Source organism: Salinisphaera sp. PC39 (assembly GCF_040361335.1).
Taxonomy (GTDB): Bacteria; Pseudomonadota; Gammaproteobacteria; order Nevskiales; family Salinisphaeraceae; genus APNM01.
Genome location: NZ_APNM01000008.1, coordinates 48960 through 71219, shown reverse-complemented (window position 1 = coordinate 71219; position 22260 = coordinate 48960). Strand labels below are relative to the sequence as shown.

Below are 22260 nucleotides of genomic sequence, written 5' to 3'. Positions count from 1 at the left end.
TCTGTGCTGCGTACCCGTATCAAAATCTGCGGCATCACCCGCCCCGAGGACGCCCGGGCGGCGGCCGAAGCCGGCGCGGATGCCGTCGGCCTGGTCTTCTACGCCCATAGCCCGCGGGTCCTGGACCTGCCGGCGGCGCGCGAGGTGGTGGCCGCGGTGCCGCCGTTCGTCAGCCGGGTGGCGTTGTTCCTGAACCCGGCGGCGGCCGACGTGCAGGCGGTGGTCGATACCCTGCGGCCGGACCTGCTGCAGTTCCACGGCGAGGAATCGCCGGAGTTCTGCGGCTGCTTCGGCGTGCCCTACATGAAGGCCGTGCCCATGGGCGATCCGGACACCGATCCGGCGGCCTACGCCGAGCGTTTCGCCGACGCCCACGCGCTGCTGCTGGACAGCCACCGTGTCGGCGAGGCCGGCGGCCGCGGCGAGGGTTTCGACTGGGCCCGCGGTGGCGGGCAGGCCAAGCCGGTGGTGCTGGCGGGCGGCCTGGTGCCGGACAACGTCGCCGACGCCATCCGCCGCACCCGACCGTACGCGGTGGATGTCAGCAGCGGGGTGGAATCGGCCCCGGGCGTCAAGGACGCGGACCGGATGCGTGCCTTCGCCGAAGCCGTGAACAGGAGCGATCGTGAGCGCTGAGACCCTTCCCAAGAACGACCACGCCTGGCGCGGGTTGCCCGACGTGCGCGGCCATTTCGGCCCGTACGGCGGCCGCTTCGTGGCCGAGACCCTGATGGCGCCGCTGGACGAACTCGCCCGGGCCTATGACGACGCCCGGCAAGACCCCGAGTTCATGGCCGAGCTGGAATCCGACCTGCGCGACTACGTGGGCCGGCCGACGCCGCTGTATTACGCCGAGCGGCTCACCCGCAAGGCCGGCGGCGCGCAGATCTGGCTCAAGCGCGAGGACCTGAACCACACCGGCGCGCACAAGATCAACAACACCGTGGGCCAGGGCCTGCTCGCCGCGCGCATGGGCAAGACCCGCGTGATCGCCGAGACCGGCGCGGGCCAGCACGGGGTGGCCAGCGCCACCGTGGCCGCGCGCCTGGGGCTCAAGTGCGTGGTCTACATGGGCAGCGAGGACATGCGCCGGCAGTCGCCCAACGTCTTCCGCATGCGGCTGCTGGGGGCCGAGGTGGTGCCGGTCGACGCCGGCTCCCGCACCCTCAAGGACGCCCTCAACGAGGCCCTGCGCGACTGGGTCGCGAACGTGGACGACACCTTCTACATCATCGGCACGGTCGCCGGTCCGCATCCGTACCCGGTGATGGTCCGCGACTTCCAGGCCGTGATCGGCCGCGAATCGAGGGCCCAGATGCAGGAGCGCCGCGGCCGGCTGCCGGACGCGCTGGTGGCCTGCGTCGGCGGCGGCTCCAACGCCATCGGCCTGTTCCACCCGTTCCTGGACGACGAGGACGTCGCCATTTACGGCGTCGAGGCCGGCGGTGACGGCATCGCCAGCGGTCGCCACGCGGCGCCGCTGTCCGGCGGCCGCTCCGGGGTGCTGCACGGCAACCGCACCTACGTCATGCAGGACGAGAACGGCCAGATCAGCGCCACCCATTCGGTCTCGGCCGGCCTGGATTATCCGGGCGTCGGCCCCGAGCATGCCTGGCTCAAGGACATCGGCCGCGCGCGCTACGTGAGCGTCACCGACAGCGAGGCCCTGGCCGCCTTCCACGACCTGACCCGCATCGAGGGCATCATGCCGGCGCTGGAAAGCGCCCACGCGGTCGCCTACGCGATGAAGCTGGCGGCGGAGATGTCGCCCGAGCAGACCATCCTGGTGAACCTGTCCGGGCGCGGCGACAAGGACGTGGCGACCGTGGCCGAGGCCGAGGGTATCGAACTGTGAGCCTGCTGGCGCAACGCTTCGAGGCCCTGCGGGCCGACGGCCGCAAGGCACTGATCCCCTACATTACCGCGGGCGATCCCGAGCCCGGCGCCACCGTCGGCCTGCTGCACGCCCTGGTGGCGGCCGGCGCCGACGTGCTGGAGGTCGGGGTGCCGTTCTCCGATCCCATGGCCGACGGTCCCGTGATCCAGGGCGCCTGCGAGCGGGCCCTGGCGCACGGCACCAGCCTGCGCGACGTGCTCGCCATGGTCGCCGAGTTCCGCGAGCGCGACGCCGAGACCCCGGTGGTACTCATGGGCTATCTCAATCCGGTGGAGGCGATGGGCCTGGCGCGCTTCGCCGCGGCCGCCGCCGAGGCCGGTGTGGACGGCGTACTGGTGGTCGACCTGACCGCCGAGGAGGCGCCCGAGGTCACGCCGGTGCTGGCGGAGGCGGGCCTGGACGCGGTACGCCTGATCGCGCCGACCACCTCCGAGGCGCGTCTGGCCACCATCTGCGACCAGGCCGCCGGGTTTCTCTACTATGTCTCGCTCAAGGGCGTGACCGGTGCCGCCAGCCTGGACGTGGGCGCCCTGGACGCGCGCCTGGAGGCCGTGCGCCGGCACACGACGCTGCCGGTGGCCGTCGGCTTCGGCGTGCGCACGCCGGAGATCGCGGCGGCCGTCGCCCGGGTCGCGGACGCGGTGGTGGTCGGCAGCGCCCTGGTGGCGCGGATCGCCGAGCTCGCCGGGCAGGATGCGGCCCGCGAGCGGATCGAGGACGAGGTTTCGTCGCTGCTCGCCGACATGCGGCGGGCGATGGACGCGACAGCGGTATCGGAGGCTTCCGAATGAGCTGGCTGGAAAAGCTGATGCCCTCGCAGATGCGCAGCGACAGCGCGGCGAGCAAGAAGAATGTTCCCGAGGGCCTCTGGACCAAGTGCGGCGCCTGCGGCGCGGTGCTCTACCGCGCGGAGCTGGAGCGGGCCATGCAGGTCTGCCCCAAGTGCAATGCCCATCAGCGCCTGTCCGCGCGCGAGCGGCTGGCCTGGTTCCTGGACGAATCGCCGCGCACCGAGGTGTCCGGCGGTCTGGAGCCCAAGGACCCGCTCAAGTTCCGCGACAGCCGCAAGTACCGCGACCGCCTGAGCCAGGCGCAGCGCGACACCGGCGAGCGCGAGGCCCTGGTCGCCATGCAGGGTGAGCTCAACGGCCTGCCGCTGGTCGCCTGCGCGCTGGATTTCCGCTTCATGGGCGGGTCCATGGGCAGCGTGGTGGGGGAGAGCTTCGCCCGTGCCGCCAACGTCAGCCTGGGCAAGGGTCTGCCGTTCGTGTGTTTCGCCGCCAGCGGCGGGGCGCGCATGCAAGAGGGCCTGTTCTCGCTGCTGCAGATGGCCAAGACCAGCGCCGCCCTGACGCGGCTGTCCGAGCGCGGCATCCCCTATGTCTCGGTGCTCACCCATCCGACCATGGGCGGCGTCGCCGCCAGCTTCGCCATGCTCGGCGACGTGATCATCGCCGAGCCGGGCGCGCGCATCGGCTTCGCCGGACCGCGGGTGATCGAGCAGACCGTGCAGCAGAAGCTGCCCGAAGGTTTCCAGAGCAGCGAGTTCCTGCTGGAGCACGGCGCCATCGACATGATCGTCGATCGCCGCGACATGCGCGACAAGGTGTACGGCCTGCTGGCGATGTTCACGCACCGCCAGGTCGAGGCGGAGCCGGCCGCGCAGTGAGCGTGCCCGCGGATGACGCCGGCCGGCGTCTCCGGGCGTGGATGGCGCGGATCGAGTCCGCGCATCCGCGCAGCATCGACATGGGCCTGGACCGTGTCGGCGCGGTCGCCGACCGGCTCGAACTGAGACCGTTCCCCGCCACCGTCCTTACCGTCGCCGGCACCAACGGCAAGGGCAGTTGCGCCATGATCCTGGAACGGCTGCTGTCCGCGGCCGGCCGGCGCGTGGGCACCTACACCTCGCCGCACCTGGTGCGCTACAACGAGCGCGTCCGGGTGGCCGGCACGGAAGCCGACGACGACGCCCTGTGCGAGGCCTTCGAGGCGGTGGAGGCCGCGCGCGGCGACATTCCGTTGACCTATTTCGAATACGGCACCCTCGCGGCACTGCTGGTCTTCCGTGCCGCCGGGGTGGACACCGCCGTGCTGGAGGTGGGCATGGGCGGCCGCCTGGACGCCGTCAATATCCTCGACGCGGACGTCGCCGCCATCACCAGCATCGGCCTCGACCATGCCGACTGGCTGGGTGACACGCGCGAGGCCGTGGGCCGCGAGAAGGCCGGCGTGCTGCGCGGCGGCCGGCCGGCGGTCTGCGGCGACCCGGACCCGCCCGCGAGCGTGCTCGCCGCGGCCCGTGAGATCGGCGCCGAGCTCCATCTCGTCGGCCGCGACTTCGCCCTGGACGTCGGCGACGACGGCTGGCACTGGCGGGACTGGCGGGGCGCGACGGCGACCCTGCCGCCGGCGGACGAGCTGCTGCCGGACAACCTGGCGACGGCCCTGGCGGTGCTGACCGCCGCGGAAGCGATGCCGGCGCCGGATGTCCTGTCGTCGGCACTGCGCGGCTACGCCGTGCCCGGACGCCGGCAGACGGTGCCGGGCGAGGTGCCCGTGGTGCTGGACGTGGCCCACAACGCCGAGGCTGCCGCCGTGCTGGCGGCATGGCTGGCGCGGCGCCCGGTCGCCGGGCGCACCCACCTGGTGCTGGGCATGCTACGCAACAAGCCGGTGGCGGCCGTCGCCGCGGCGCTCGCGCCGCACGTGGACGGGATTCTCGCGGCCGGACTGCCCGGCGTGGACCGCGGCCTGTCCGGGGCCGAGCTGGCGGCGCGCTTGCCGAATCCGGCCGCGGTGCACGAGGATGTGGCGCGGGCACTGGCGGCCGCCCGGGCGCGGGCGGCCGCCGGCGACCGTATCCTGGTTTGCGGCTCGTTCTACACGGTCGGGGCGGCGATGGAGGCGATGGCATTGTGAACGAGGTGATGAAGCGGCGGCTGACGGGAGCCGCGGTCCTGGTGGTCCTGGGCGTGCTGGTACCGTTCGGGCTGGTGCAGTGGCTGGACGGCACCGACACCGGTGGCGGCGAGGACGTGCGCGTCTACGAGATCACCCCGGACGGCGGGGCGCGGCCGATCTCGGAGACCGCGTCCGATCCGGGCGCGGCCACGGGCGGCGGCAACGCCGCGGATACCGCGGACCGGGGCGAGCCGGCATCGGCGGTTCCGTCTGAACCCGAGTCCGAAGCCGAGCCCGGCCCGACCGTCGATGACCGGGAAACGACCGCGGACGCCGAGCCCGCCCCCGCCCCCGAGCCCGAGCCCGAGCCCGTCAACGTACCGACCGGCCCCGCGCCGCCCGCCGAGGACGAACCGGCCGGTCCCGCTTGGTCCGTGCAGGTCGGCAGCTTCCGCTCGGAGGACAACGCCCGCGGCCTGATGCAGACCCTGGCGGCGGATTTTCCGGCGTTCTACGCCGAGGGCGAGGTGGACGGCACCACCTACTACCGCGTGCGGGTCGGCCCCTATCCGAGCGAGGCCGAGGCCGAGAGCGCCGCCGAGGCGCTCAAGGCGCGCGGCCGCAGCGCCCAGGTCCGGCGGGAATCGCCCTGAACGCGCGCCGACCAGGCGTAGTTTGCTAAAATATGACCATGAGCCATCCCCGGGCCGGGGCATGATCTGGATCGATTACGCGATCCTCGCCGTCGTCGCCTTGTCCGCGATCATCGGACTGTTCCGCGGCTTCTTCCGCGAGGCGGTGGGACTGGCGACCTGGATTCTCGCCTTCTGGCTGGCCTATCGCCTGGCGGGATTCGGCGCCGGCCTGCTGGAGGCCTGGATTTCCGTGCAATCGGTGCGGCTCGGCGCGGCGTTCGGCATCGTGTTCATCTCGGTCCTGGTGCTGGGCGCGATCATCAATCACCTGATCGGTAAACTCGTCTCGGAGACCGGTTTCACGGGCACGGACCGCGCCCTCGGCGGCGTCTTCGGGGTTCTGCGCGGTATCGCCGTGCTGGTCCTGCTGGTGCTGCTGGCGGGCCTGACGCCGGTGCCGCGGGATGCCTGGTGGCACCAATCGGTGTTCGTCGGGCACCTCCAGGCGGGCGCCGTCTGGGTGCGGGACCGGCTGCCGGCCGATCTCGCCGCCGCGATCGATTTCCGGGAGGCCGGCGACGGCGCGCAGGACGCGCCACCGGCCGGCTAGCGCCTCATTCACAACGTGGGCAGACATCATGTGCGGTATCGTCGGCATCGTATCCAACGGCCCGGTCAATCAGGAGCTCTATGACGCCCTGACCGTGCTGCAGCACCGCGGACAGGACGCCGCCGGCATCATCACCACCGACCACGGACGGCTGTTCCTGCGCAAGGACAACGGCCTGGTGCGCGACGTCTTCCGCACCGATCACATGCTGCGTCTGCAGGGCAACGCCGGGGTGGGGCACGTGCGCTACCCGACGGCGGGCGCGGAATCCTGTGCCGAGGCACAGCCGTTCTACGTCAATACGCCCTACGGCATCTGCCTGTCCCACAACGGCAACCTCACAAACGCCGGCCAGCTCAAGGAAGAGTTGTTCATGGCCGACCGCCGGCACCTGAACACCGATTCCGACTCCGAGATCCTGCTCAACGTCTTCGCCCACGAACTGATGCAGCGCGGCCGCCTGCGCCTGACCGAGGACGACGTGTTCGAGGCCGTGGCCGGCCTGCATCGACGCTGCCGGGGCGCCTACGCGGCGGTGGCGATGATCACCGGCTACGGGCTGGTCGGCTTCCGCGATCCCCACGCCATCCGCCCGGTCGTCTACGGCAAGCGCGAGACTCCGGCGGGCACCGACTACATGATCGCCTCCGAAAGCGTGGCCCTGGACGCGCTGGGCTTCGAGCGCATCGCCGAAATCGGTCCCGGCGAGGCCGTGGTGATCACCCTGGACGGTCAGATCCACGTGCGCCAGTGCGCCGAGCATCCGGTCTACTCGCCGTGCCTGTTCGAGTGGGTCTACCTGGCCCGCCCGGATTCGGTGATCGACGACGTCTACGTCTACAAGGCCCGCCTGCGCATGGGCACCTACCTGGCCGACAAGATCCGGCGGGAGTGGCCCGACCACGACATCGACGTGGTCATCCCCATCCCCTCGACCTCGCGCACGGCGGCCGTGGAGCTGGCCTCGCAGCTCGACGTGAAATACCGCGAGGGCTTCATCAAGAACCGCTATATCGGCCGCACCTTCATCATGCCGGGCCAGGAACAGCGCAAGAAGTCGGTGCGCCAGAAGCTCAATCCGATCGACCTGGAATTCGCCGGCAAGAACGTGCTGCTGGTGGACGACTCCATCGTCCGCGGCACCACCTCGCAGCAGATCATCCAGATGGCCCGCGAGGCCGGCGCCCGCAAGGTCTACTTCGCCTCCGCCGCGCCGCCGGTACGCTATCCCAACGTCTACGGCATCGACATGCCCGCCGGCAGCGAACTGATCGCCCACGGCCGCGACGACGACGAGGTCTGCGACATCATCGGCGCCGACCGCCTGATCTATCAGGGCCTGGACGACCTGCGCCGGGCCGTGAGCAAGGGCAATCCCCATATCGAGCGCTTCGAGGATTCGGTCTTCACCGGCGAGTACGTCACGGCCGACATCAGCGAGGACTATCTTCAGCAGCTCGAACTGTTCCGCTCCGACGCCGCCAAGGAGCGTCGCCGCGACACCGAGGCGGCGGGCCTGGAGCTGCACAACGCCCGATGAGATACGCGTGATTGGTGATTGGCAGGAAGGATTAAAGACCCGCCGCGAATCACAAATCACCAATCACGAATCACCCTAAAACCACGGCCTACAGGGACTGGTGCAAAGCCCCGATCTTGACCGGGCCCCCAATAGGGTCTAACTTACTCCCTGCGAAGTGCGCCGATTTGTGACCAGCTTGCGGGCGCGTAAGAAATGCCGCTAAAAGGGGAAGGCCCGCTTCGCACGCGGGTTTTTTTGTGTCTGGCTTCACCTGCGCCGAAACGTGCAACCGCCGTTCCCTCTCCTGCGAGAGAGCGCAGGTTGTTCCCTCTCCCCGTCGGGGAGAGGGTTAGGGTGAGGGGAGGCGCCATAAAAAAACCCAAAAAACGAACCACTTGCGACAGGTTTTCGAGAACATGTCGAACAACGACCAGAACCACTGGGGCACCGCCACGCGAGGTGTGCGGGTAGGCGCCGAACGCACGCCCGAGGGCGAGCACAGCTTCCCCATCTACGCCACGTCCAGTTTCGTGTTCGAGTCGGCGGCGCAGGCCGCCGCCCGCTTCGGCGGTGACGAGCCGGGGAACATCTACTCGCGCTTCACCAATCCCACCGTGCGTGCCTTCGGCGAGCGCCTGGCGGCGATGGAGGGGGGCGAGACCTGCGTGGCTACCGCCTCCGGCATGTCCGCGATCCTGTCCACCTGCCTGGCGCTGCTCAACCAGGGCGAGCACATCGTGGCCGCGCACACCCTGTTCGGTTCCACCATCGGTTTGTTCAACAATCACCTGGCGCGCTTCGGCGTGACCACGAGCTATGTCTCGCCCACCGATCTCGACGCCTGGCGCGAGGCGATCACGCCGGCGACCCGGATGCTGTTCGTGGAAACGCCCTCCAATCCCCTCACCGAGATCGTCGACCTCGCGGCGCTGGCCGAAATCGCCCGCGACAACGGCTGCCTGCTGGTGGTGGACAACTGCTTCTGCACCCCGGCGCTACAGCGCCCGATCGAGTTCGGCGCCGATATCGTGGTGCATTCGGCCACCAAGTTCATCGACGGCCAGGGCCGTTGCCTGGGTGGGGCCGTGATCGGCGACGCCGAGACCGTGGGCGAAAAGGTCTTCGGTATCCTGCGCAGCGGCGGCGCCAGCATGAGCCCGTTCAACGCCTGGGTGTTCCTGAAGGCGCTGGAGACCCTGGAAGTGCGCATGCGCGCCCACACCGCCGCCGCCCAGACCCTGGCCGAATGGCTGGAGGCCCAGCCGGCGGTCGAACGGGTCTATTATCCCGGCCTGGCATCGCATCCCCAGCACGAGCTCGCGGCGCGCCAGCAGGACGGCTTCGGCGGCCTGCTGTCGTTCGATGTCCGCGGCGGCCGCGACGCGGCCTGGCGTCTGATCGACAGCACCCGCATGCTCTCGATCACCGCCAACCTGGGCGACACCCGCACCACCATCGTCCACCCGGCAACGACGACGCACTCGCGCATCTCCGCCGAGGAACGCGCCCGCGCCGGCATCGGCGACGGCCTGGTGCGCATCTCCGCGGGGCTGGAAAACGTCGAGGACATCATTGCCGATCTGGAACCGGGACTGGCAGCCTGAAAACTGGAGCGAATCCCCTGTCAGGTCAGAGTCTCGCGCCGAAAGCCGCTGTCATCCAGGATCAGTACCTCGCCGCGGTCCTCGTGCCAGTCCGCCAGCACCAGGCGGTGGGCCGGGGCGCCGTCGACCTCGATCTCGTGGTCGGCGGGGCGGTGGGTGTGGCCGTGGATCAGCAATGGCACGTCATAGCGGTGCATCAGCAGGCGCACGGCTTCGTCGTTGACGTCCATGATGCCGGCGGCCTTGCGGCGGTTGCCGGCGCGGCTGCGGGCGCGGGCGTAGCGCGCGATCAGGCGGCGCAGCCACAGCGGCAGGCGCAGCATGCGGGCGCGCCAGCGGGGGTCGTTGTAGCGCGAGCGGAAGCGTTGGTGGGCGTGGTCGTCGGTGCAGAGCAGATCGCCGTGCGAGACCAGCGCCCGCCGCGTGCCGGTTGCGGTCGGCAGTTCGACCACGGCGGGGTCGTCGAGAATGGTCAGACGGCAGGCGGCGGCGAAATCCGGGCCCACCGCGAAGTCGCGGTTGCCGCGCATGAAATAGACGGCGGTGCCGTGTTCGGCCAGCGCGGCGATGGCGTCGATCGTGTCCGCGAACTCGGCGAGGCCGCCGTCGTCCCCGACCCAGACTTCGAACAGGTCCCCCAGGATGTACAGGGCGTCGGCCTCGCGCGCGGGGCCGGCGAGGTAGCGGTGCAGGATGGCGGCGATACCGGGCCGCTCGCGCTGGAGATGCAGGTCGGCGATGAAGTGGACGCTCACGCGTCCGCCTCGACCCGGACCGTCTCGATGGTGGGCAGCGGCCGCGGCACGTCGCTGCGCAGCGGTCCTGCCGGACCGGTGGGCAGGGCGGCGATGGCGTCGACCGTGTCCATGCCCTCGACGACACGCCCGAACACCGTGTAGCCGTACTGGCCCTCGGCGGCGTCCAGGGCGGTGTTGTCGGCCAGGTTGATGAAGAATTGCGAGGTGGCCGAATGCGGATCGGGCGTGCGCGCCATGGCGACGGTGCCGCGCCGGTTGCGCAGGCCGTTGTCGGATTCGTTGCGTACCGGGGCGCGGCCGGGGCGGCGCTGGGCCAGGCCGGTGTCGTGGCCGCCGCCCTGGATCATGAAGCCCGCGATCACGCGGTGGAACACGGTGCCGTCGTAGAAACCGTCGCCTGCGTACGCGAGGAAGTTGGCGACCGTGCGCGGCGCGGCTTCGCCGTCCAGTGCCAGGACGATGTCGCCGTGGTCGGTCGCCAGGGTCACGCGGGGCGCGGCCGGCGGTTGCTGCCGGAAAAGGTTCTTCAAGGCTGTCATCAGGCGACCGCGCGTTCGGTTGCCGCCGGCGGCCGGCTGGCGGCGAGGGCGTCCGTGAGCACCTCGGGACCGGCGTCGTGGCGGTGGGCGTTCTCGCTCAGGTAGCGCCGCCAGCGGCGGCCGCCGGGCCGGCCGTGGAACAGCCCCAGGACGTGGCGCGTGATCCGCTGCACGGGGGTGCCGGCGGCGTATTCGCGTTCCAGGTAGGGCAGCAGGGCCGCGACCACGTCTTCGCGGCTGCGCGGCGGTGCGTCGTCGCCGTGGAAACGGCGGTCCACGTCCGCCAGCAGGTACGGCCGCTGGTAGGCCGCCCGTCCCAGCATCACGCCGTCGACGTGGGCGAGCTGGGCCTCGGCGGTGTCGAGGTCCTCGATACCGCCGTTGAGTTCCACGCGCAGGTCCGGGAAATCCCGCTTGAGGCGGTGCACGCGGGCGTAATCCAGGGGCGGCACCTCGCGGTTGGCCTTGGGGCTGAGCCCCTGTAGCCAGGCCTTGCGGGCATGCACGATCAGTGTCGGGCAACCGGCCGATGCCACCGCCTCGGCGAAGGCGGCGAGGAAGTCGTAGCTGTCGTCGCGGTCGACGCCGATCCGGGTCTTGACCGTCACCGGGATCGCCACCCGCGCCCGCATCGCCGCCACGCAGTCGGCGACGCGCATCGGCTCGCGCATCAGGCAGGCGCCGAAGCGGCCGTTCTGAACCCGGTCCGAGGGACAGCCGACGTTGATGTTGACCTCGTCGTAGCCGGCGTCCTCCGCCATGCGGGCGCATTCGGCCATGGCCGACGGCTCGCAGCCGCCGAGTTGCAGGGCCACGGGATGCTCGTCGGGATGGAAGCGCAGGTGCGCGTCGGCGTCGCCGTGCAGCAGCGCGCCGGTAGTGACCATCTCGGTGTAGAGCAGGGCGCGGCGCGTGATCAGGCGCAGGAAATACCGGTCGTGCCGGTCGGTCCAGTTCATCATCGGGGCCACGCTGATGTGGTGGCGGCTCGTGTTGTCGGTGGCGGCGATCATGCGCGCATTATCGCAAATCGGCCCGCGCGGGCCGAATCGGTGAGGCCCTTCAGGGGATCGTCACCGGACCCGAAAGCGATCGCGGCAGGCGGTTTCCCTCGGCGTCGGGCAGGCCGGCGCGCAGACGGACCAGGTACTCGCCGGACGCGGGGAGCGGGAAATACAGCACGTGGTCGCTGGCGGCGACCCGCCAGCGACCCTCGACGCGGCGGCCGCCGGGCCGGTAAACGCTCAGGTATTCGTTGAATCGGCCGTCCTTGTCGAAGCGCCCGGTGAAGAGCAGGGCGATCGCGGGACCGCCGCCCGGGGCGTTGTTGAAGGCGCCGGCATGGTTCAGGCGCAGCGCGGCACCGGTGGGCTGGTTCCGCCACCAGGCTATACCCGATGAGCCGGCCTTGGCGTCGTCGGTGCCGTCAGCGGTCGACGGCGCGGCTGCGTCGGACGGTTGCGAGGGCGCCGCGTTGTCTTCTTCCTCGTCGGGCTCCAGCGTGATCCCGCCGGAGAAGCCGGTGTCGGCGGCGAAAACGGGCGGGAGCAGCAGCGACAGGGCGATCAACAGGACGCGGGTCAGGCCGGCGCCCCGGTCGGGGATGGGCTCGCGTTCCCGATGATGCGGCGCCTTCCGGCATCGCATGGGGCCGCGCGGCGGGGGCTACGGCGCGGTCGGGTCGACCCGCTGGTCTTCCGGCGCCTGCTTCGCCTTCTGCTCCTCGACCACCGGCGGCTTGTCCGGGACCACGGAGGCCAGTTGCGGCTCGGACTGCGGCACGGTGGTCTCGAGAATGAAGTAGGTGCCGGCGGCGACGGCGGCCACGGCGAGCACCACCAGGATGGTATCCTTGCGCATATCGGTCCTTTCGGCTGGTCTGTCAGTCGTCCGTCGGCAGCTTAACCAGCAGTCCATGTATCGTCTAGTCCGATCCGCCCTGTTCGCGCTCGACGCCGAGCGCGCCCACGACCTCACGCTGGCGTCCCTCGCCCGCGCCGCGCCCGTCGCCCGCGCCGGCTACGGCGCCCGGGTACCGGCCGCGCCCGTCACCGTCATGGGATTGCGGTTCCCGAACCCCGTGGGGCTGGCCGCCGGCCTGGACAAGGACGGCCGCTGCATCGACGGCCTCGCCGCCCTGGGTTTCGGCTTCCTGGAGGTGGGGACGGTGACGCCGCGTGCACAGCCGGGCAATCCCCGCCCGCGGCTGTTCCGGCTGCCGGACCGGCGCGCCATCATCAACCGCATGGGTTTCAACAACCGCGGCGTCGATTACCTCCTGGAGCGCATCGCGGCCAGTCGCTACCGCGGCATCCTGGGGATCAACATCGGCAAGAACTTCGACACGCCGATCGAGCGGGCGGTGGACGATTACCTGTTCTGCCTGCGCAAGGTCTACGCGCACGCGTCCTACGTGACCATCAACATCTCCTCGCCGAACACCGCCGGGCTGCGGGACCTCCAGGGCGGCGAGGCCCTGGGCGGGCTGCTGGCCGCCCTCAAGGGCGAGCAGTCGGCGCTGGCCGATCGCCACGGCCGTTACGTCCCCCTGGCGGTGAAGGTGGCGCCGGACCTGGACGAGGCGGGCATGGACGCGATCGCGGGGGCGGTGGTCGACCACGGTGTCGACGCGGTCATCGCCACCAACACCACCATCGCCCGCCCCGGCCTGGAGGACGACCCGCTGGCGGCGGAGCAGGGCGGGCTCAGCGGCGCGCCGCTGCGGCCGCTGGCGGATGCGACCCTGGCCGGACTGGTCCGGCGCCTGGACGGCGCGGCGCCCGTCATCGGGGTCGGCGGCATCATGACGGGCGACGATGCCCGCGCCAAGATCGACGCGGGCGCCAGCTTGGTCCAGGTGTATACGGGGCTGATCTACCGCGGACCGGGATTTGTTCGCGAGTGCGCGGCGGCGCTGGCGCCGACCGCGTGATCGCGGGCGGTATTCAGCCCGCGGCGCGATCCAGCAGATCGCCGAACAACCGGCCGATGGCGTCGATGCTGTCGACCAGCCGGTGGCCGTCGTCGTAGAGATGCAGCTCGGCGCACCGCGGCTCGGCGAAGCGCAGGGCGCGCTCCGGCGGCACGATGTCGTCGCGCCAGCCGTGCGCCACCACCGTGAGGGACGGGCAATCCGCCGGCTCCTCGTCGAAACCGGGGAAATACAGGGCGGGCGCGAGCAGCAGTAGGCCCTGCGGGCGCAGGCGTTCGCAGGCGCGGGCGGCGACATAGCCGCCGAGGCTGGAGCCGCACAGGACCAGGCGGTCGGCCGCGGGCGGGTCCGCCAGCAACTCCTCCAACCGGCGGTGGGGATCGTGGGTATGCTGGAAATCGGGCGAGACCGCCCGCCAGCCGCGTCCGGCGGCGATGTCGGCGAGATGACGGATCTTGGTGCCCCAGGGACCGCTTTCCTTGCCGTGCAGGAAGCAGACGAGCTTGTCGGTATCGCTCATGGCGCTGACGTTCGACCTCCGGTTGCGGCGGTGTTAAATATAGGGGGACATGAACGGCTCCGCGAGACTACGCCCATGACCCGGAAGGCGCCAACCGACCGGCGCCGCGGGCGGGAGCGCGAGCCGCTTTCGATCACCCTCAGCGTGACCGTCCGCACCGGCCCCGAACCGGCGGACCGTCATGAACTGATGCGGGATCGCGAGTTGCGCCTGGCGCGCAATGTGTTCTTCTACCGGGACAGGATCATGCGCTATTTCGTCGGCGCGCTCTGGCGCGTCGCGCTGGCGAGCCCCAAGGTCTACCGCGAGATCGCGCCCGGTCTCGCGACGATGCGGGACAAGCGCCGCGACCGGACAACGTGAGATATCTCCAGATACTGAATATCGCCTGCCTGATCGCCGGGGCCTCGATGACCCTGGTGCTCAGCGTGGTCACCCTGATCATGGCCCTGTACCAGGAGGAGGCGGCCCAGGTGGGCGGCAGCTTCGCCGGCGTGGCGGCCGCGACCGTGGTGTTCGCGCTGTTCGGGCTGGCCGCGGCGGCCGCCGTCTGGGGCATGCGGCGCGGCGCCGCATGGCGCTGGATCGCGCAGGGCGTCTTGTTCGCGGTGATCGCGCTTCTCGTGACCTATCTGCGCAACCTGGCATGAGGGCGCCGTGACCGAACGGCTGCCGCCGCGCTGGTTTCCGGGGGCGCTGATACCCGTCGCCGCGGGTCTGGCCTGGCTGGCCATCGGCTGGCGCACGGACCTGGCCTTCGGCGTGCTCGCGAGCGTGCCCGGCGGTCTGATGTTGGGGGCCGGCGTGGCCCTGTTCCTCTGGCCCGGCGACCGCCAGATCACCCATTACATGGCCCTGGGCGCCGGTCTCAGCCTGCCCCTGGGCCTGCTGGCGTTGCCCTGGGCGGGAGTGTCGGCCGGTCTCCTGTTCCTGGCCCTTGGCGTGCTGAGCTTCGCCGCCGCCGGTCGCGCGGCGCTGCTCCTGCAGCCGGTGCCGTCGGGCGCGCCGGCACCGGAGCGGAACGCACGCATGGCCCGCAAGGCGGCCCTCGACGAGGCGGTGCTGGCGTATTTCCTGAGTGCCGCGCGCATCCCCGGCGGCAGCCAGGTCGAACGCGATCTGGACGAACTGGAGCAACTCGAGCGGTTGGCGGAGCGCGAGGGCTGGCTCGCCGAGCCGGCCTCGTTCCACGCATCGCCGCCGCCGGCCGAGCCGGAGATCCGCGCGCGCCGCGCGGCGCGCCGGGATTTCCTGCACCTGCGGTTCGACAGCGGCTATCGTCCGCATCCCGGCTTGCCGGGCGCGCAGCGCTGGCTCGGTCATGCCGCCAATCGCCGCGCGCATGCGTGGGTATTCCGGTACGAGGGTGCGCCGCGGCCCTGGGTACTGGGCATCCACGGCTACCGCATGGGCATGCCCTGGCTGGATTTCAGCCTGTTCGACATCGATGTCCTGCACCACCGCCTGGGCTTCAACGTCGTCCTGCCGGTGCTGCCCCTGCACGGTCCCCGGTGCCATCACCGCCTGAGCGGCAGCGATTTCCTGGACGGGCCCATGGCCGACCTCCTGCACGCCGAGGCCCAGGCTCTCTGGGACCTGCGGCGGGTCCTGGGCTGGTTGCGCGAGTCCGAGCGCGCGCCCGCGGTGGGGGTACTGGGCTATAGCCTGGGCGGTTACAACGCCGCCCTGCTGGCGGCGATGGAGCCGGATCTGGCGACGGTGATCGCCGGCATCCCGCTCGCGGATATCCCCGGTGCGCTCTGGCACCACATGCCGCCGGTGCACCTGCATTTCATCGAGTCGCGCGGGATCACGCGGGAGCGTCTCGGCCGCCTGCTGTCGCCGGTCTCGCCGCTGGCCTTGGCGCCGCGGGTGCCGCGGGAACGCCTGGGCCTGTTCGCCGCCGCCGGGGACCAGATCGTGCCGCCCGCGCAGCCGCTGTCCCTGTGGCGGCACTGGGGCGAGCCGGATTGCCACTGGTACCAGGGCTCGCACATGAGCGTGCGCCGCGAGGCGTCGACGGCGCGCTTCGTGAGCGATCGCCTGGCCGTTCTCGGCACGGGGTCCGTTGCGGAAGCCGTCGCGGACCGCGCCTGAGGCCGCCGCGCCTCCACGAACGGTTGTCGCGCGCGGGCGCAGGCGCGAGAATGACATCCGCATGAACCCACTATTATGACAGTCCGCGTCGTCCGCACCGCGATCGAAGCCTGGAGAGAGCATTGAAAAACGCCGTGATCACCGGCACGGGGCTCTACACCCCGCCCGAAGCCATCTCGAACGACGAGCTGGTGGCCGCCTTCAACCAGTACGTCGAGCATTACAACGCCGAGAACGCCGACGCCATCGCCGCGGGCGAGCTGGAGCCGCTGCAGCCCTCGGACAGCGACTTCATCTACAAGGCGTCCGGCATCCGCAGCCGCTACGTGATGGAGAAGGGCGGCATCCTCGATCCCGAGCGCATGCGTCCGCGTTTCCGTACCCGCGGCAACGACGAGCCGTCGTTGATGTGCGAGATGTCCCTGGCCGCGATCGACGAATGCCTGGCGAACGCCGGCCGCGAGCCGGGCGACGTGGACGCCGTGATCACCGCCTGCTCCAACCTGCCGCGTCCCTACCCGGCGCTGGCGGTGGAAATCCAGGAGTACCTGGGCGGCGGCGTCTTCGGCTTCGACATGAACGTGGCCTGCGCCTCGGCCGCCTTCGGCCTCCAGACCGCGGCCAACATGATCGCCGGCGGCAGCGCCCGCCGCGTGCTCATGGTGAATCCCGAGATCTGCAGCGCGCATCTCAACTTCCGCGACCGCGACAGCCACTTCATCTTCGGCGACGTCTGCACGGCCGCGCTGGTCGAGGCGGAAGACGTCGCGGACGGCGGCTTCGAGATCCTGGGCACCCGGCTCAAGACCAAGTTCTCGAACAACATCCGCAACAATTTCGGTTTCCTGAACCCGTCCGAGGAGCCGCAGCGCAGCAACGCCGACCGGCGCTTCGTGCAGAACGGCCGGCGGGTGTTCAAGGACGTGGGGCCGATGGTGGCCGAGCTGATCACCGGCCACGTCAACGACCTCGGCCTGGCCGCCGGCGACATCAAGCGCCTCTGGCTGCACCAGGCCAACATCAACATGAATTCCCTGATCGCCCGGCGCGTGCTCGGACGGGACCCGGAAACCGGCGAGATGCCCTCGGTGCTGGACGAGTACGCCAATACCAGCTCGGCCTCGCCGGTGATCGTGTTCCACAAGTACCACGACGACCTCGCATCCGGCGACGTCGCCGTGCTCTGCGGCTTCGGCGCCGGCTATTCGGCCGGCAGCGTGGTCCTGCGCCGGAATTGATAAAGCCATGAACCACAGAGACACAGAGCACACAGAGAACTACACAGAAAAGTAATAACAAGAATATCTTCCGCTCTGTGTTCTCTGTGTCTCTGTGGTTGTTTTTTTGGATATATTCACGACATCGGATCGAGAGCCGCTTATATGACCGGCGACGCGCCGCAGCGCAAATACCGCAAGGATTACCGGCCGCCGGCCTATCTGATCGACGAGGTCGAGCTCGACATCGACATCCGTGACGGCCACACGGATGTATCGTCGCGCCTGTCGGTGCGGCCCAACCCCGACGGCGACGGCGGCCCGCTGGTGCTGGACGGGCGCGAGATGACCCTGACCTCCCTGGCCGTGGACGGACGCGCGCTGGGGGAGGGCGACTACCGCCTCGACGGCCGCTCGCTGACGATCGGCGCGCCGCCGGCCGCGGCCTTCGAATTGACCGTGGGCAACCGCATCGAGCCGGAGGCGAACACCGCCCTGGAGGGGCTGTACCGCTCGGGCGAGATCCTGTGCACCCAGTGCGAGGCCAACGGCTTTTCCCGGATCACCTATTTCCCGGACCGGCCGGACGTGATGGCGCGCTACCGCGTGCGCCTGGAGGCCGATGCCGATCGTTATCCCGTGCTGCTCGCCAACGGCAATCGCGTCGAGGCGGGCGAGGCCGGGGCGGGGCGGCATTACGCCGTGTACGAGGACCCGTTCGCCAAACCCTGCTACCTGTTCGCGGCGGTGGCCGGGGACCTCGCCTGCGTGACCGATACGTTCCGTACCGCCTCCGGCCGCGACGTGGCCCTGCAACTCTATACCGAGCACGGCAACGAGGACCGCTGTGGTCACGCCCTGGCGTCGCTCAAGCAGGCCATGGCCTGGGACGAGCGGGTCTACGGCCTGGAGTACGACCTCGACGTCTACATGATCGTCGCCGTCGGCAGCTTCAACATGGGTGCGATGGAGAACAAGGGCCTGAACATCTTCAACACGGCCTGCATCCTCGCCACGCCCGAGACCGCCACCGACCGCGACTTCGCCACCGTCCGCGACGTGGTGGCGCACGAATACTTCCACAACTACACTGGCAACCGCGTCACCTGCCGCGACTGGTTCCAGCTCTCGCTCAAGGAGAGCCTGACGGTGTTCCGCGAGCAGCAGTTCGCGGCCGACCACGGCTCGCCCGGCGTGACCCGGATCGAGCAGGTACGGCTGCTGCGCGAGATCCAGTTCCCGGAGGACGCGGGGCCCAACGCCCATCCCGTGCGGCCCGAGTCGTACGTGGAGATGAACAACTTCTACACCATCACCATCTACGAGAAGGGCGCCGAGATCATCCGCATGATGGCGCGCATCCTCGGCCGCGATGCCTTCGTGGAGGCGGTACGCCACTACCTGCGCAAGCACGACGGCCGGGCCGTGACCATCGAGGATTTCGTGGTCGCGCTGGAGGAGAGCGCCGGCGTCGATCTGGGCCAGTTCCGGCGCTGGTACGAGCAGCCGGGCACCCCGCGGATCAGCGCCGAGGACCAGTGGGACGCCGATACCGGCGAGTACCGCCTGACCCTGCGCCAGCATCCGCCTTCCGTGGCGGGGCCGGAGGGCGCGCCGCCGCTGCACGTGCCCGTCGCCCTGGGGCTGGTGGACCCCGAGACCGGCGCGATCGAGGACGCCGGCCTGCTGGAACTGCACGACAGCGAGGCGACGTGGCGCTTCCCGGGGCGAGAGCGCGCGCCGGTGCCGTCGCTCCTGCGGGGATTCTCGGCCCCGGTTCGCCTGGACTGCGACGACGGCCGCGAGCGGCTGCTGACGTTGCTGGCGCACGACGACGATCCGGTGGCGCGCTGGGAGGCGGCACAGCGGCTTTTCCTGGACGCCATGCGCGCGGACATGGCGGCGCGGCGCGAGGGGCGCGAGCCGTCGCCCGCGGACGATGCCCTGATCGGGGTCGTGCGGGACCTGTTGCGGCACCCGCCCGAGGACCGGGCGCTGCTGGCCGAGATGTTGTCCCTGCCGGGCGAGGCCCAGCTCGCCGAGCTGTTCGAGCCGATCGACGTCGCCGCCGTCGTGGCCGCCCGCGACGCCCTGCGGCGGCGCCTCGGCGAGGCGTTGTACGCGGAGTGGGGCGAGCTGCTGGCGGCCTGCGCCGACAGCGGCCCCTACCGCTTCGAACCGGCGGCCGTGGCACGCCGGCGGCTGGCGGCGCTCGCCCTGGACTACCGTGCCGCCCTGGATACGCCCGAGGCTCGCGCCGAGGCGTTGGCGCACTACCGCGCGGCCGACAACATGACCGCGACCATGGCCGCCCTCAACGCCCTGCGCGATGCCGACGGCCCCGAGCGGGCCGAGGCCTACGACGATTTCGAGGCGCGCTGGCGCGACGATCCGCTGGTGCTGGACAAGTGGTTCTCGCTGCAGGCCGGCTGCCGCCTGCCGGGAACCGCGGACCGGATCCAGGCGTTGCTGTCGCATCCGCGCTTCGATCTGTCGAATCCCAACCGGGTGCGGGCTGTCCTGGGTGCCTTCGCGCGGGCGAACCTGCCGGGGTTCCATGCCGCGGACGGCGGTGGTCACCGCCTGTTCGCGGACCGGATCCTGGAGCTGGACCAGATCAACCCGCAGATCGCCGCGCGCCTGGCCACCCAGCTCGCGCCCTGGCGGCGTTACGCGGCGCCGCAGGGCGAGAGCATGCGCTCGCAACTCGAACGGTTGGCGCAGGCCGGCCCGTCCAGCGATCTGCGCGAAATCGTGGAGCGGGCGCTGGAGTCTTGAGTCGCCGCGATCCTAAAGGGAGTGCGATCAATGGGTTGCGTGGGGGTGATACGACCCGGTGTCACGTTGCTGTAATCTTTCCTGGCTAGCTTGAGCGCGGGTTCAGGCATGAAACAGCAGACCATGCAGCACAAACACATTCTCGTGGTCGAGGACGAGGCACCGATCCGCGACATGATCCGTTTCGCGCTCGAGCGCGCCGATTTCCGCGTCAGCGAGGCGGAGGACGCCCAGGGCGCGCGGCTGGCGATTGCCGAGGACCGGCCGGACCTGATCCTGCTCGACTGGATGTTGCCCGGGGTATCGGGCGCCGAGTTCGCGCGCGAGGTACGCCGCGACGAACTCACCCGCAACATGCCCGTCATCATGGTCACCGCCCGGGTCGAGGAGGACGACCGCGTCCGCGGCCTCAACCTCGGCTGCGACGATTACGTGGTCAAGCCGTTCTCCTCCTCGGAGCTGGTGGCGCGGGTACGCGCCGTGCTGCGACGCACGCTGCCGGGCGGCGAGGACGAAACCATCGAGGTCGAGGGCCTGCGCCTGGACGCCGCCAGCCAACGCGTCTCCGCCGGCGAGGACCCGGTCCGGCTGGGTCCCACCGAATTCCGCCTGTTGCGTTTCTTCATGAGCAACCCGGAACGGGTCTACTCGCGCGAGCAGATGCTCGACCGTGTCTGGGGCCAGAACGTATTCGTCGAGGAACGCACCGTGGACGTGCACATCCGGCGGCTGCGCAAGGCCCTGGCGCCGTTCGGCTTCGACCGGTTCATCCAGACCGTGCGCGGCAGCGGCTACCGCTTCTCGACCAAGGCCGGGTGAGGACCCGGCCGGCCGCGTTGTGAGTATCCCCAGCGTCGGTCTCGGCACCGCGTGGCGGCGCGAGATCGTCGCCCTGTTGTTATGGCTGGCGCTATGGGGGCTGACCGGGCTGCTGCTCGGGTACGCCCTGGCCGCGCTGCTGATCGGGATGTCGCTCTATCTGGCGCTGCACCTCGCCAGCGCCTACCAGCTCCACCGCTGGCTGCGCTCGGACCAGCGCATGCCGCCCGAGGGCCTGGGCATCTGGCAGGAGATCTTCCTCGAGTTCTACCGGCTCAAGCAGCGCAACAGCAAGCGCAAGAAGCGGCTCAAGAACATCCTCAGCGAATTCCAGGCCTCCACCGCCGCGCTGCCGGACGGGGCCGTCGTGATCGACAGCCAGGGCCGGATCGTCTGGTTCAACCAGGCGGCGGCCGCGCTGCTGGGCCTGCGCAGCGCCCAGGACGTGGGGCAGCGCGTGGTCAACCTGGTGCGCCACCCGCGTTTCGCCGAATACCTGGCCACGCACGGGGCCGAGGGCAGCGAGGTGGAGGTGCCGTCGAGCGTCAGCGACGACGTGATCCTGTCGCTGCGGATCATCCCCTACGGCAACGAGCAGCGCCTGCTGATCGCCCGCGACATCTCCCATCAGAAGCAGCTCGAGGCGACCCGGCGCGATTTCGTCGCCAACGCCTCGCACGAGCTGCGCACGCCGTTGACCGTCTTGCGCGGCTACCTGGAGATGATGGAGGAGGAGATCGGCGAGACCGGCGCCCTGCGCCGCTGGAAGGGGCCGATCGGCGAGATGGGCCAGCAGGCCGCCCGCATGGGCCGGATCATCGAAAACCTGCTCAAACTGGCCCGCGTGGAGGCCGAAGGATTGCAGCAGCGCCAGGAGGTGGTGGACGTGCCGGCCATGATCCGGCGCCTGGTCGCGGACGCCCAGCGCACGGACCAGAAGGACCTGCATTTCGCCACCGACATCGACGAGTCGCTGTGCCTGTTCGGCCGCAGCGGCGAGCTCGAGAGCGTGTTCGCCAACCTGATCGGCAACGCCGCCCAGTACACGCCGGCCGAGGGCGACATCGACGTCCGCTGGTGGCGGGACGACAACGGCGTCTACTTCGAGGTGAGCGACAGCGGCATCGGCATCGAGGCCAAGCACATCCCGCGGCTCACCGAACGCTTCTACCGCGTGGATGCCGGACGCCACGCCAGCTCCGGCGGCACCGGCCTGGGCCTGGCCATCGTCAAGCATTGCCTGGAGCACCACGAGGCGGAGCTGGACATCGCCAGCGAGCCCAATACCGGCAGCACGTTCACCTGCCGTTTCCCCGCCCAACGCGCCCAGGCCCGGCAAGCGGCCTGATCGCACGCGCCCTCCCTGCGTCGATACCCCGGCGCTGTCACCAAACGGTCACAAAAGTTTTACAAAGTGGTCATGCCGCG

23 protein-coding genes and 1 riboswitch are annotated in these 22260 nt (G+C 70.3%); of the genes, 17 read left to right on the top strand and 6 right to left on the bottom strand.

The window, feature by feature from the left end; translation table 11 throughout:
* Positions 1-3 precede the first annotated feature (3 nt).
* The 9 genes from PC39_RS09345 (at position 4) to PC39_RS09305 (ending at position 9172) form a co-directional block, all read left to right on the top strand.
* Positions 4-636 carry a phosphoribosylanthranilate isomerase gene (locus PC39_RS09345; RefSeq protein WP_353253119.1) on the top strand — a complete coding sequence of 211 codons (633 nt, stop codon included), beginning with the start codon at positions 4-6 and terminating at the stop codon, positions 634-636.
* Positions 626-1855: a tryptophan synthase subunit beta gene (gene trpB / locus PC39_RS09340; protein ID WP_353253118.1), complete on the top strand. Its 1230-nt coding sequence runs from the start codon at positions 626-628 to the stop codon at positions 1853-1855. Before PC39_RS09345 ends, trpB begins: the two co-directional genes overlap by 11 nt.
* Positions 1852-2688, top strand: coding sequence for a tryptophan synthase subunit alpha (gene trpA / locus PC39_RS09335; protein ID WP_353253117.1), 837 nt, complete (start codon positions 1852-1854; stop codon positions 2686-2688). The genes trpB and trpA overlap by 4 nt, the downstream gene beginning before the upstream one ends.
* A complete protein-coding gene (accD, locus tag PC39_RS09330) occupies positions 2685-3566 on the top strand; it encodes an acetyl-CoA carboxylase, carboxyltransferase subunit beta (protein ID WP_353253116.1) in 882 nt (293 codons plus the stop codon). The genes trpA and accD overlap by 4 nt, the downstream gene beginning before the upstream one ends.
* Entirely contained in the window at positions 3563-4819 is a 1257-nt protein-coding gene (folC, locus tag PC39_RS09325) for a bifunctional tetrahydrofolate synthase/dihydrofolate synthase (protein ID WP_353253115.1), read from the top strand. The genes accD and folC overlap by 4 nt, the downstream gene beginning before the upstream one ends.
* Positions 4816-5454, top strand: coding sequence for an SPOR domain-containing protein (locus PC39_RS09320; protein ID WP_353253114.1), 639 nt, complete (start codon positions 4816-4818; stop codon positions 5452-5454). Before folC ends, PC39_RS09320 begins: the two co-directional genes overlap by 4 nt.
* 61 nt (positions 5455-5515) lie before the next feature.
* Complete coding sequence (locus tag PC39_RS09315) at positions 5516-6046, top strand: CvpA family protein (protein ID WP_353253113.1); 531 nt, start codon at positions 5516-5518, stop codon at positions 6044-6046.
* Positions 6047-6074: 28 nt separating this feature from the next.
* Positions 6075-7586, top strand: a complete 1512-nt coding sequence (purF, locus tag PC39_RS09310) for an amidophosphoribosyltransferase (RefSeq protein WP_353253112.1) — start codon at positions 6075-6077, stop codon at positions 7584-7586.
* A 149-nt stretch (positions 7587-7735) separates the two neighbouring features.
* Positions 7736-7812, top strand: a riboswitch (SAM riboswitch).
* 172 nt (positions 7813-7984) lie between these two features.
* Positions 7985-9172 (top strand): O-succinylhomoserine sulfhydrylase, encoded by a 1188-nt coding sequence (locus PC39_RS09305; RefSeq protein WP_353253111.1) that lies wholly within the window; start codon positions 7985-7987, stop codon positions 9170-9172.
* A gap of 20 nt (positions 9173-9192) precedes the next feature.
* Here the strand turns inward: PC39_RS09305 and PC39_RS09300 are convergent, their stop codons facing one another.
* Genes PC39_RS09300 through PC39_RS09280 form a run of 5 tightly spaced genes read right to left on the bottom strand, consistent with a single transcriptional unit; the run spans position 9193 to position 12329 of the window.
* Entirely contained in the window at positions 9193-9927 is a 735-nt protein-coding gene (locus tag PC39_RS09300) for a UDP-2,3-diacylglucosamine diphosphatase (RefSeq protein WP_353253110.1), read from the bottom strand.
* Complete coding sequence (locus PC39_RS09295) at positions 9924-10469, bottom strand: peptidylprolyl isomerase (RefSeq protein ID WP_353253109.1); 546 nt, start codon at positions 10467-10469, stop codon at positions 9924-9926. Before PC39_RS09295 ends, PC39_RS09300 begins: the two co-directional genes overlap by 4 nt.
* Positions 10469-11482 (bottom strand): tRNA dihydrouridine(20/20a) synthase DusA, encoded by a 1014-nt coding sequence (gene dusA, locus PC39_RS09290; RefSeq protein ID WP_353253108.1) that lies wholly within the window; start codon positions 11480-11482, stop codon positions 10469-10471. The genes PC39_RS09295 and dusA overlap by 1 nt, the downstream gene beginning before the upstream one ends.
* Before the next feature lie 49 nt (positions 11483-11531).
* A complete protein-coding gene (locus tag PC39_RS09285; RefSeq protein ID WP_353253107.1) occupies positions 11532-12116 on the bottom strand; it encodes a hypothetical protein in 585 nt (194 codons plus the stop codon).
* 18 nt (positions 12117-12134) lie between these two features.
* Positions 12135-12329 carry a hypothetical protein gene (locus PC39_RS09280; RefSeq protein ID WP_353253106.1) on the bottom strand — a complete coding sequence of 65 codons (195 nt, stop codon included), beginning with the start codon at positions 12327-12329 and terminating at the stop codon, positions 12135-12137.
* A 55-nt stretch (positions 12330-12384) separates the two neighbouring features.
* Between PC39_RS09280 and PC39_RS09275 the strand changes: the two genes are divergently transcribed.
* On the top strand, positions 12385-13401 hold the full coding sequence (locus PC39_RS09275) for a quinone-dependent dihydroorotate dehydrogenase (RefSeq protein ID WP_353253105.1): 1017 nt from the start codon (positions 12385-12387) through the stop codon (positions 13399-13401).
* Positions 13402-13414: 13 nt separating this feature from the next.
* On the opposite strand, the gene PC39_RS09270 is transcribed toward PC39_RS09275, so the two are convergent.
* On the bottom strand, positions 13415-13921 hold the full coding sequence (locus PC39_RS09270; RefSeq protein WP_353253104.1) for a YqiA/YcfP family alpha/beta fold hydrolase: 507 nt from the start codon (positions 13919-13921) through the stop codon (positions 13415-13417).
* Between the two features lie 75 nt (positions 13922-13996).
* Between PC39_RS09270 and PC39_RS09265 the strand changes: the two genes are divergently transcribed.
* From PC39_RS09265 to phoR, 7 genes are all read left to right on the top strand, one after another.
* Positions 13997-14284: a hypothetical protein gene (locus tag PC39_RS09265; protein WP_353253103.1), complete on the top strand. Its 288-nt coding sequence runs from the start codon at positions 13997-13999 to the stop codon at positions 14282-14284.
* Positions 14281-14571, top strand: coding sequence for a hypothetical protein (locus PC39_RS09260; protein ID WP_353253102.1), 291 nt, complete (start codon positions 14281-14283; stop codon positions 14569-14571). Before PC39_RS09265 ends, PC39_RS09260 begins: the two co-directional genes overlap by 4 nt.
* A 7-nt stretch (positions 14572-14578) precedes the next feature.
* On the top strand, positions 14579-16018 hold the full coding sequence (locus PC39_RS09255) for a S9 family peptidase (protein ID WP_353253101.1): 1440 nt from the start codon (positions 14579-14581) through the stop codon (positions 16016-16018).
* Positions 16019-16140: 122 nt separating this feature from the next.
* Complete coding sequence (locus PC39_RS09250) at positions 16141-17256, top strand: beta-ketoacyl-ACP synthase III (protein WP_353253100.1); 1116 nt, start codon at positions 16141-16143, stop codon at positions 17254-17256.
* Between the two features lie 144 nt (positions 17257-17400).
* The gene (gene pepN / locus PC39_RS09245; RefSeq protein ID WP_353253099.1) at positions 17401-20013 is read left to right on the top strand and encodes an aminopeptidase N; all 2613 of its coding nucleotides are present in this window, start codon (positions 17401-17403) and stop codon (positions 20011-20013) included.
* 123 nt (positions 20014-20136) lie between these two features.
* On the top strand, positions 20137-20832 hold the full coding sequence (phoB, locus tag PC39_RS09240) for a phosphate regulon transcriptional regulator PhoB (RefSeq protein WP_502950874.1): 696 nt from the start codon (positions 20137-20139) through the stop codon (positions 20830-20832).
* A gap of 19 nt (positions 20833-20851) precedes the next feature.
* On the top strand, positions 20852-22180 hold the full coding sequence (phoR, locus tag PC39_RS09235; protein ID WP_353253097.1) for a phosphate regulon sensor histidine kinase PhoR: 1329 nt from the start codon (positions 20852-20854) through the stop codon (positions 22178-22180).
* Positions 22181-22260 lie beyond the last annotated feature (80 nt).

What these genes read in the sequence shown, in the direction of transcription:
- accD (WP_353253116.1), top strand. Translation starts at nt 2,685, where the DNA reads ATGAGCTGGCTGGAAAAGCTGATGCCCTCGCAGATGCGCAGCGACAGC.
- PC39_RS09315 (WP_353253113.1), top strand. Translation starts at nt 5,516, where the DNA reads ATGATCTGGATCGATTACGCGATCCTCGCCGTCGTCGCCTTGTCCGCG.
- purF (WP_353253112.1), top strand. Translation starts at nt 6,075, where the DNA reads ATGTGCGGTATCGTCGGCATCGTATCCAACGGCCCGGTCAATCAGGAG.
- PC39_RS09305 (WP_353253111.1), top strand. Translation starts at nt 7,985, where the DNA reads ATGTCGAACAACGACCAGAACCACTGGGGCACCGCCACGCGAGGTGTG.
- PC39_RS09295 (WP_353253109.1), bottom strand. Translation starts at nt 10,469, where the DNA reads ATGACAGCCTTGAAGAACCTTTTCCGGCAGCAACCGCCGGCCGCGCCC.
- dusA (WP_353253108.1), bottom strand. Translation starts at nt 11,482, where the DNA reads ATGATCGCCGCCACCGACAACACGAGCCGCCACCACATCAGCGTGGCC.
- PC39_RS09285 (WP_353253107.1), bottom strand. Translation starts at nt 12,116, where the DNA reads ATGCGATGCCGGAAGGCGCCGCATCATCGGGAACGCGAGCCCATCCCC.
- PC39_RS09280 (WP_353253106.1), bottom strand. Translation starts at nt 12,329, where the DNA reads ATGCGCAAGGATACCATCCTGGTGGTGCTCGCCGTGGCCGCCGTCGCC.
- PC39_RS09275 (WP_353253105.1), top strand. Translation starts at nt 12,385, where the DNA reads ATGTATCGTCTAGTCCGATCCGCCCTGTTCGCGCTCGACGCCGAGCGC.
- PC39_RS09270 (WP_353253104.1), bottom strand. Translation starts at nt 13,921, where the DNA reads ATGAGCGATACCGACAAGCTCGTCTGCTTCCTGCACGGCAAGGAAAGC.
- PC39_RS09265 (WP_353253103.1), top strand. Translation starts at nt 13,997, where the DNA reads ATGACCCGGAAGGCGCCAACCGACCGGCGCCGCGGGCGGGAGCGCGAG.
- pepN (WP_353253099.1), top strand. Translation starts at nt 17,401, where the DNA reads ATGACCGGCGACGCGCCGCAGCGCAAATACCGCAAGGATTACCGGCCG.
- phoB (WP_502950874.1), top strand. Translation starts at nt 20,137, where the DNA reads ATGCAGCACAAACACATTCTCGTGGTCGAGGACGAGGCACCGATCCGC.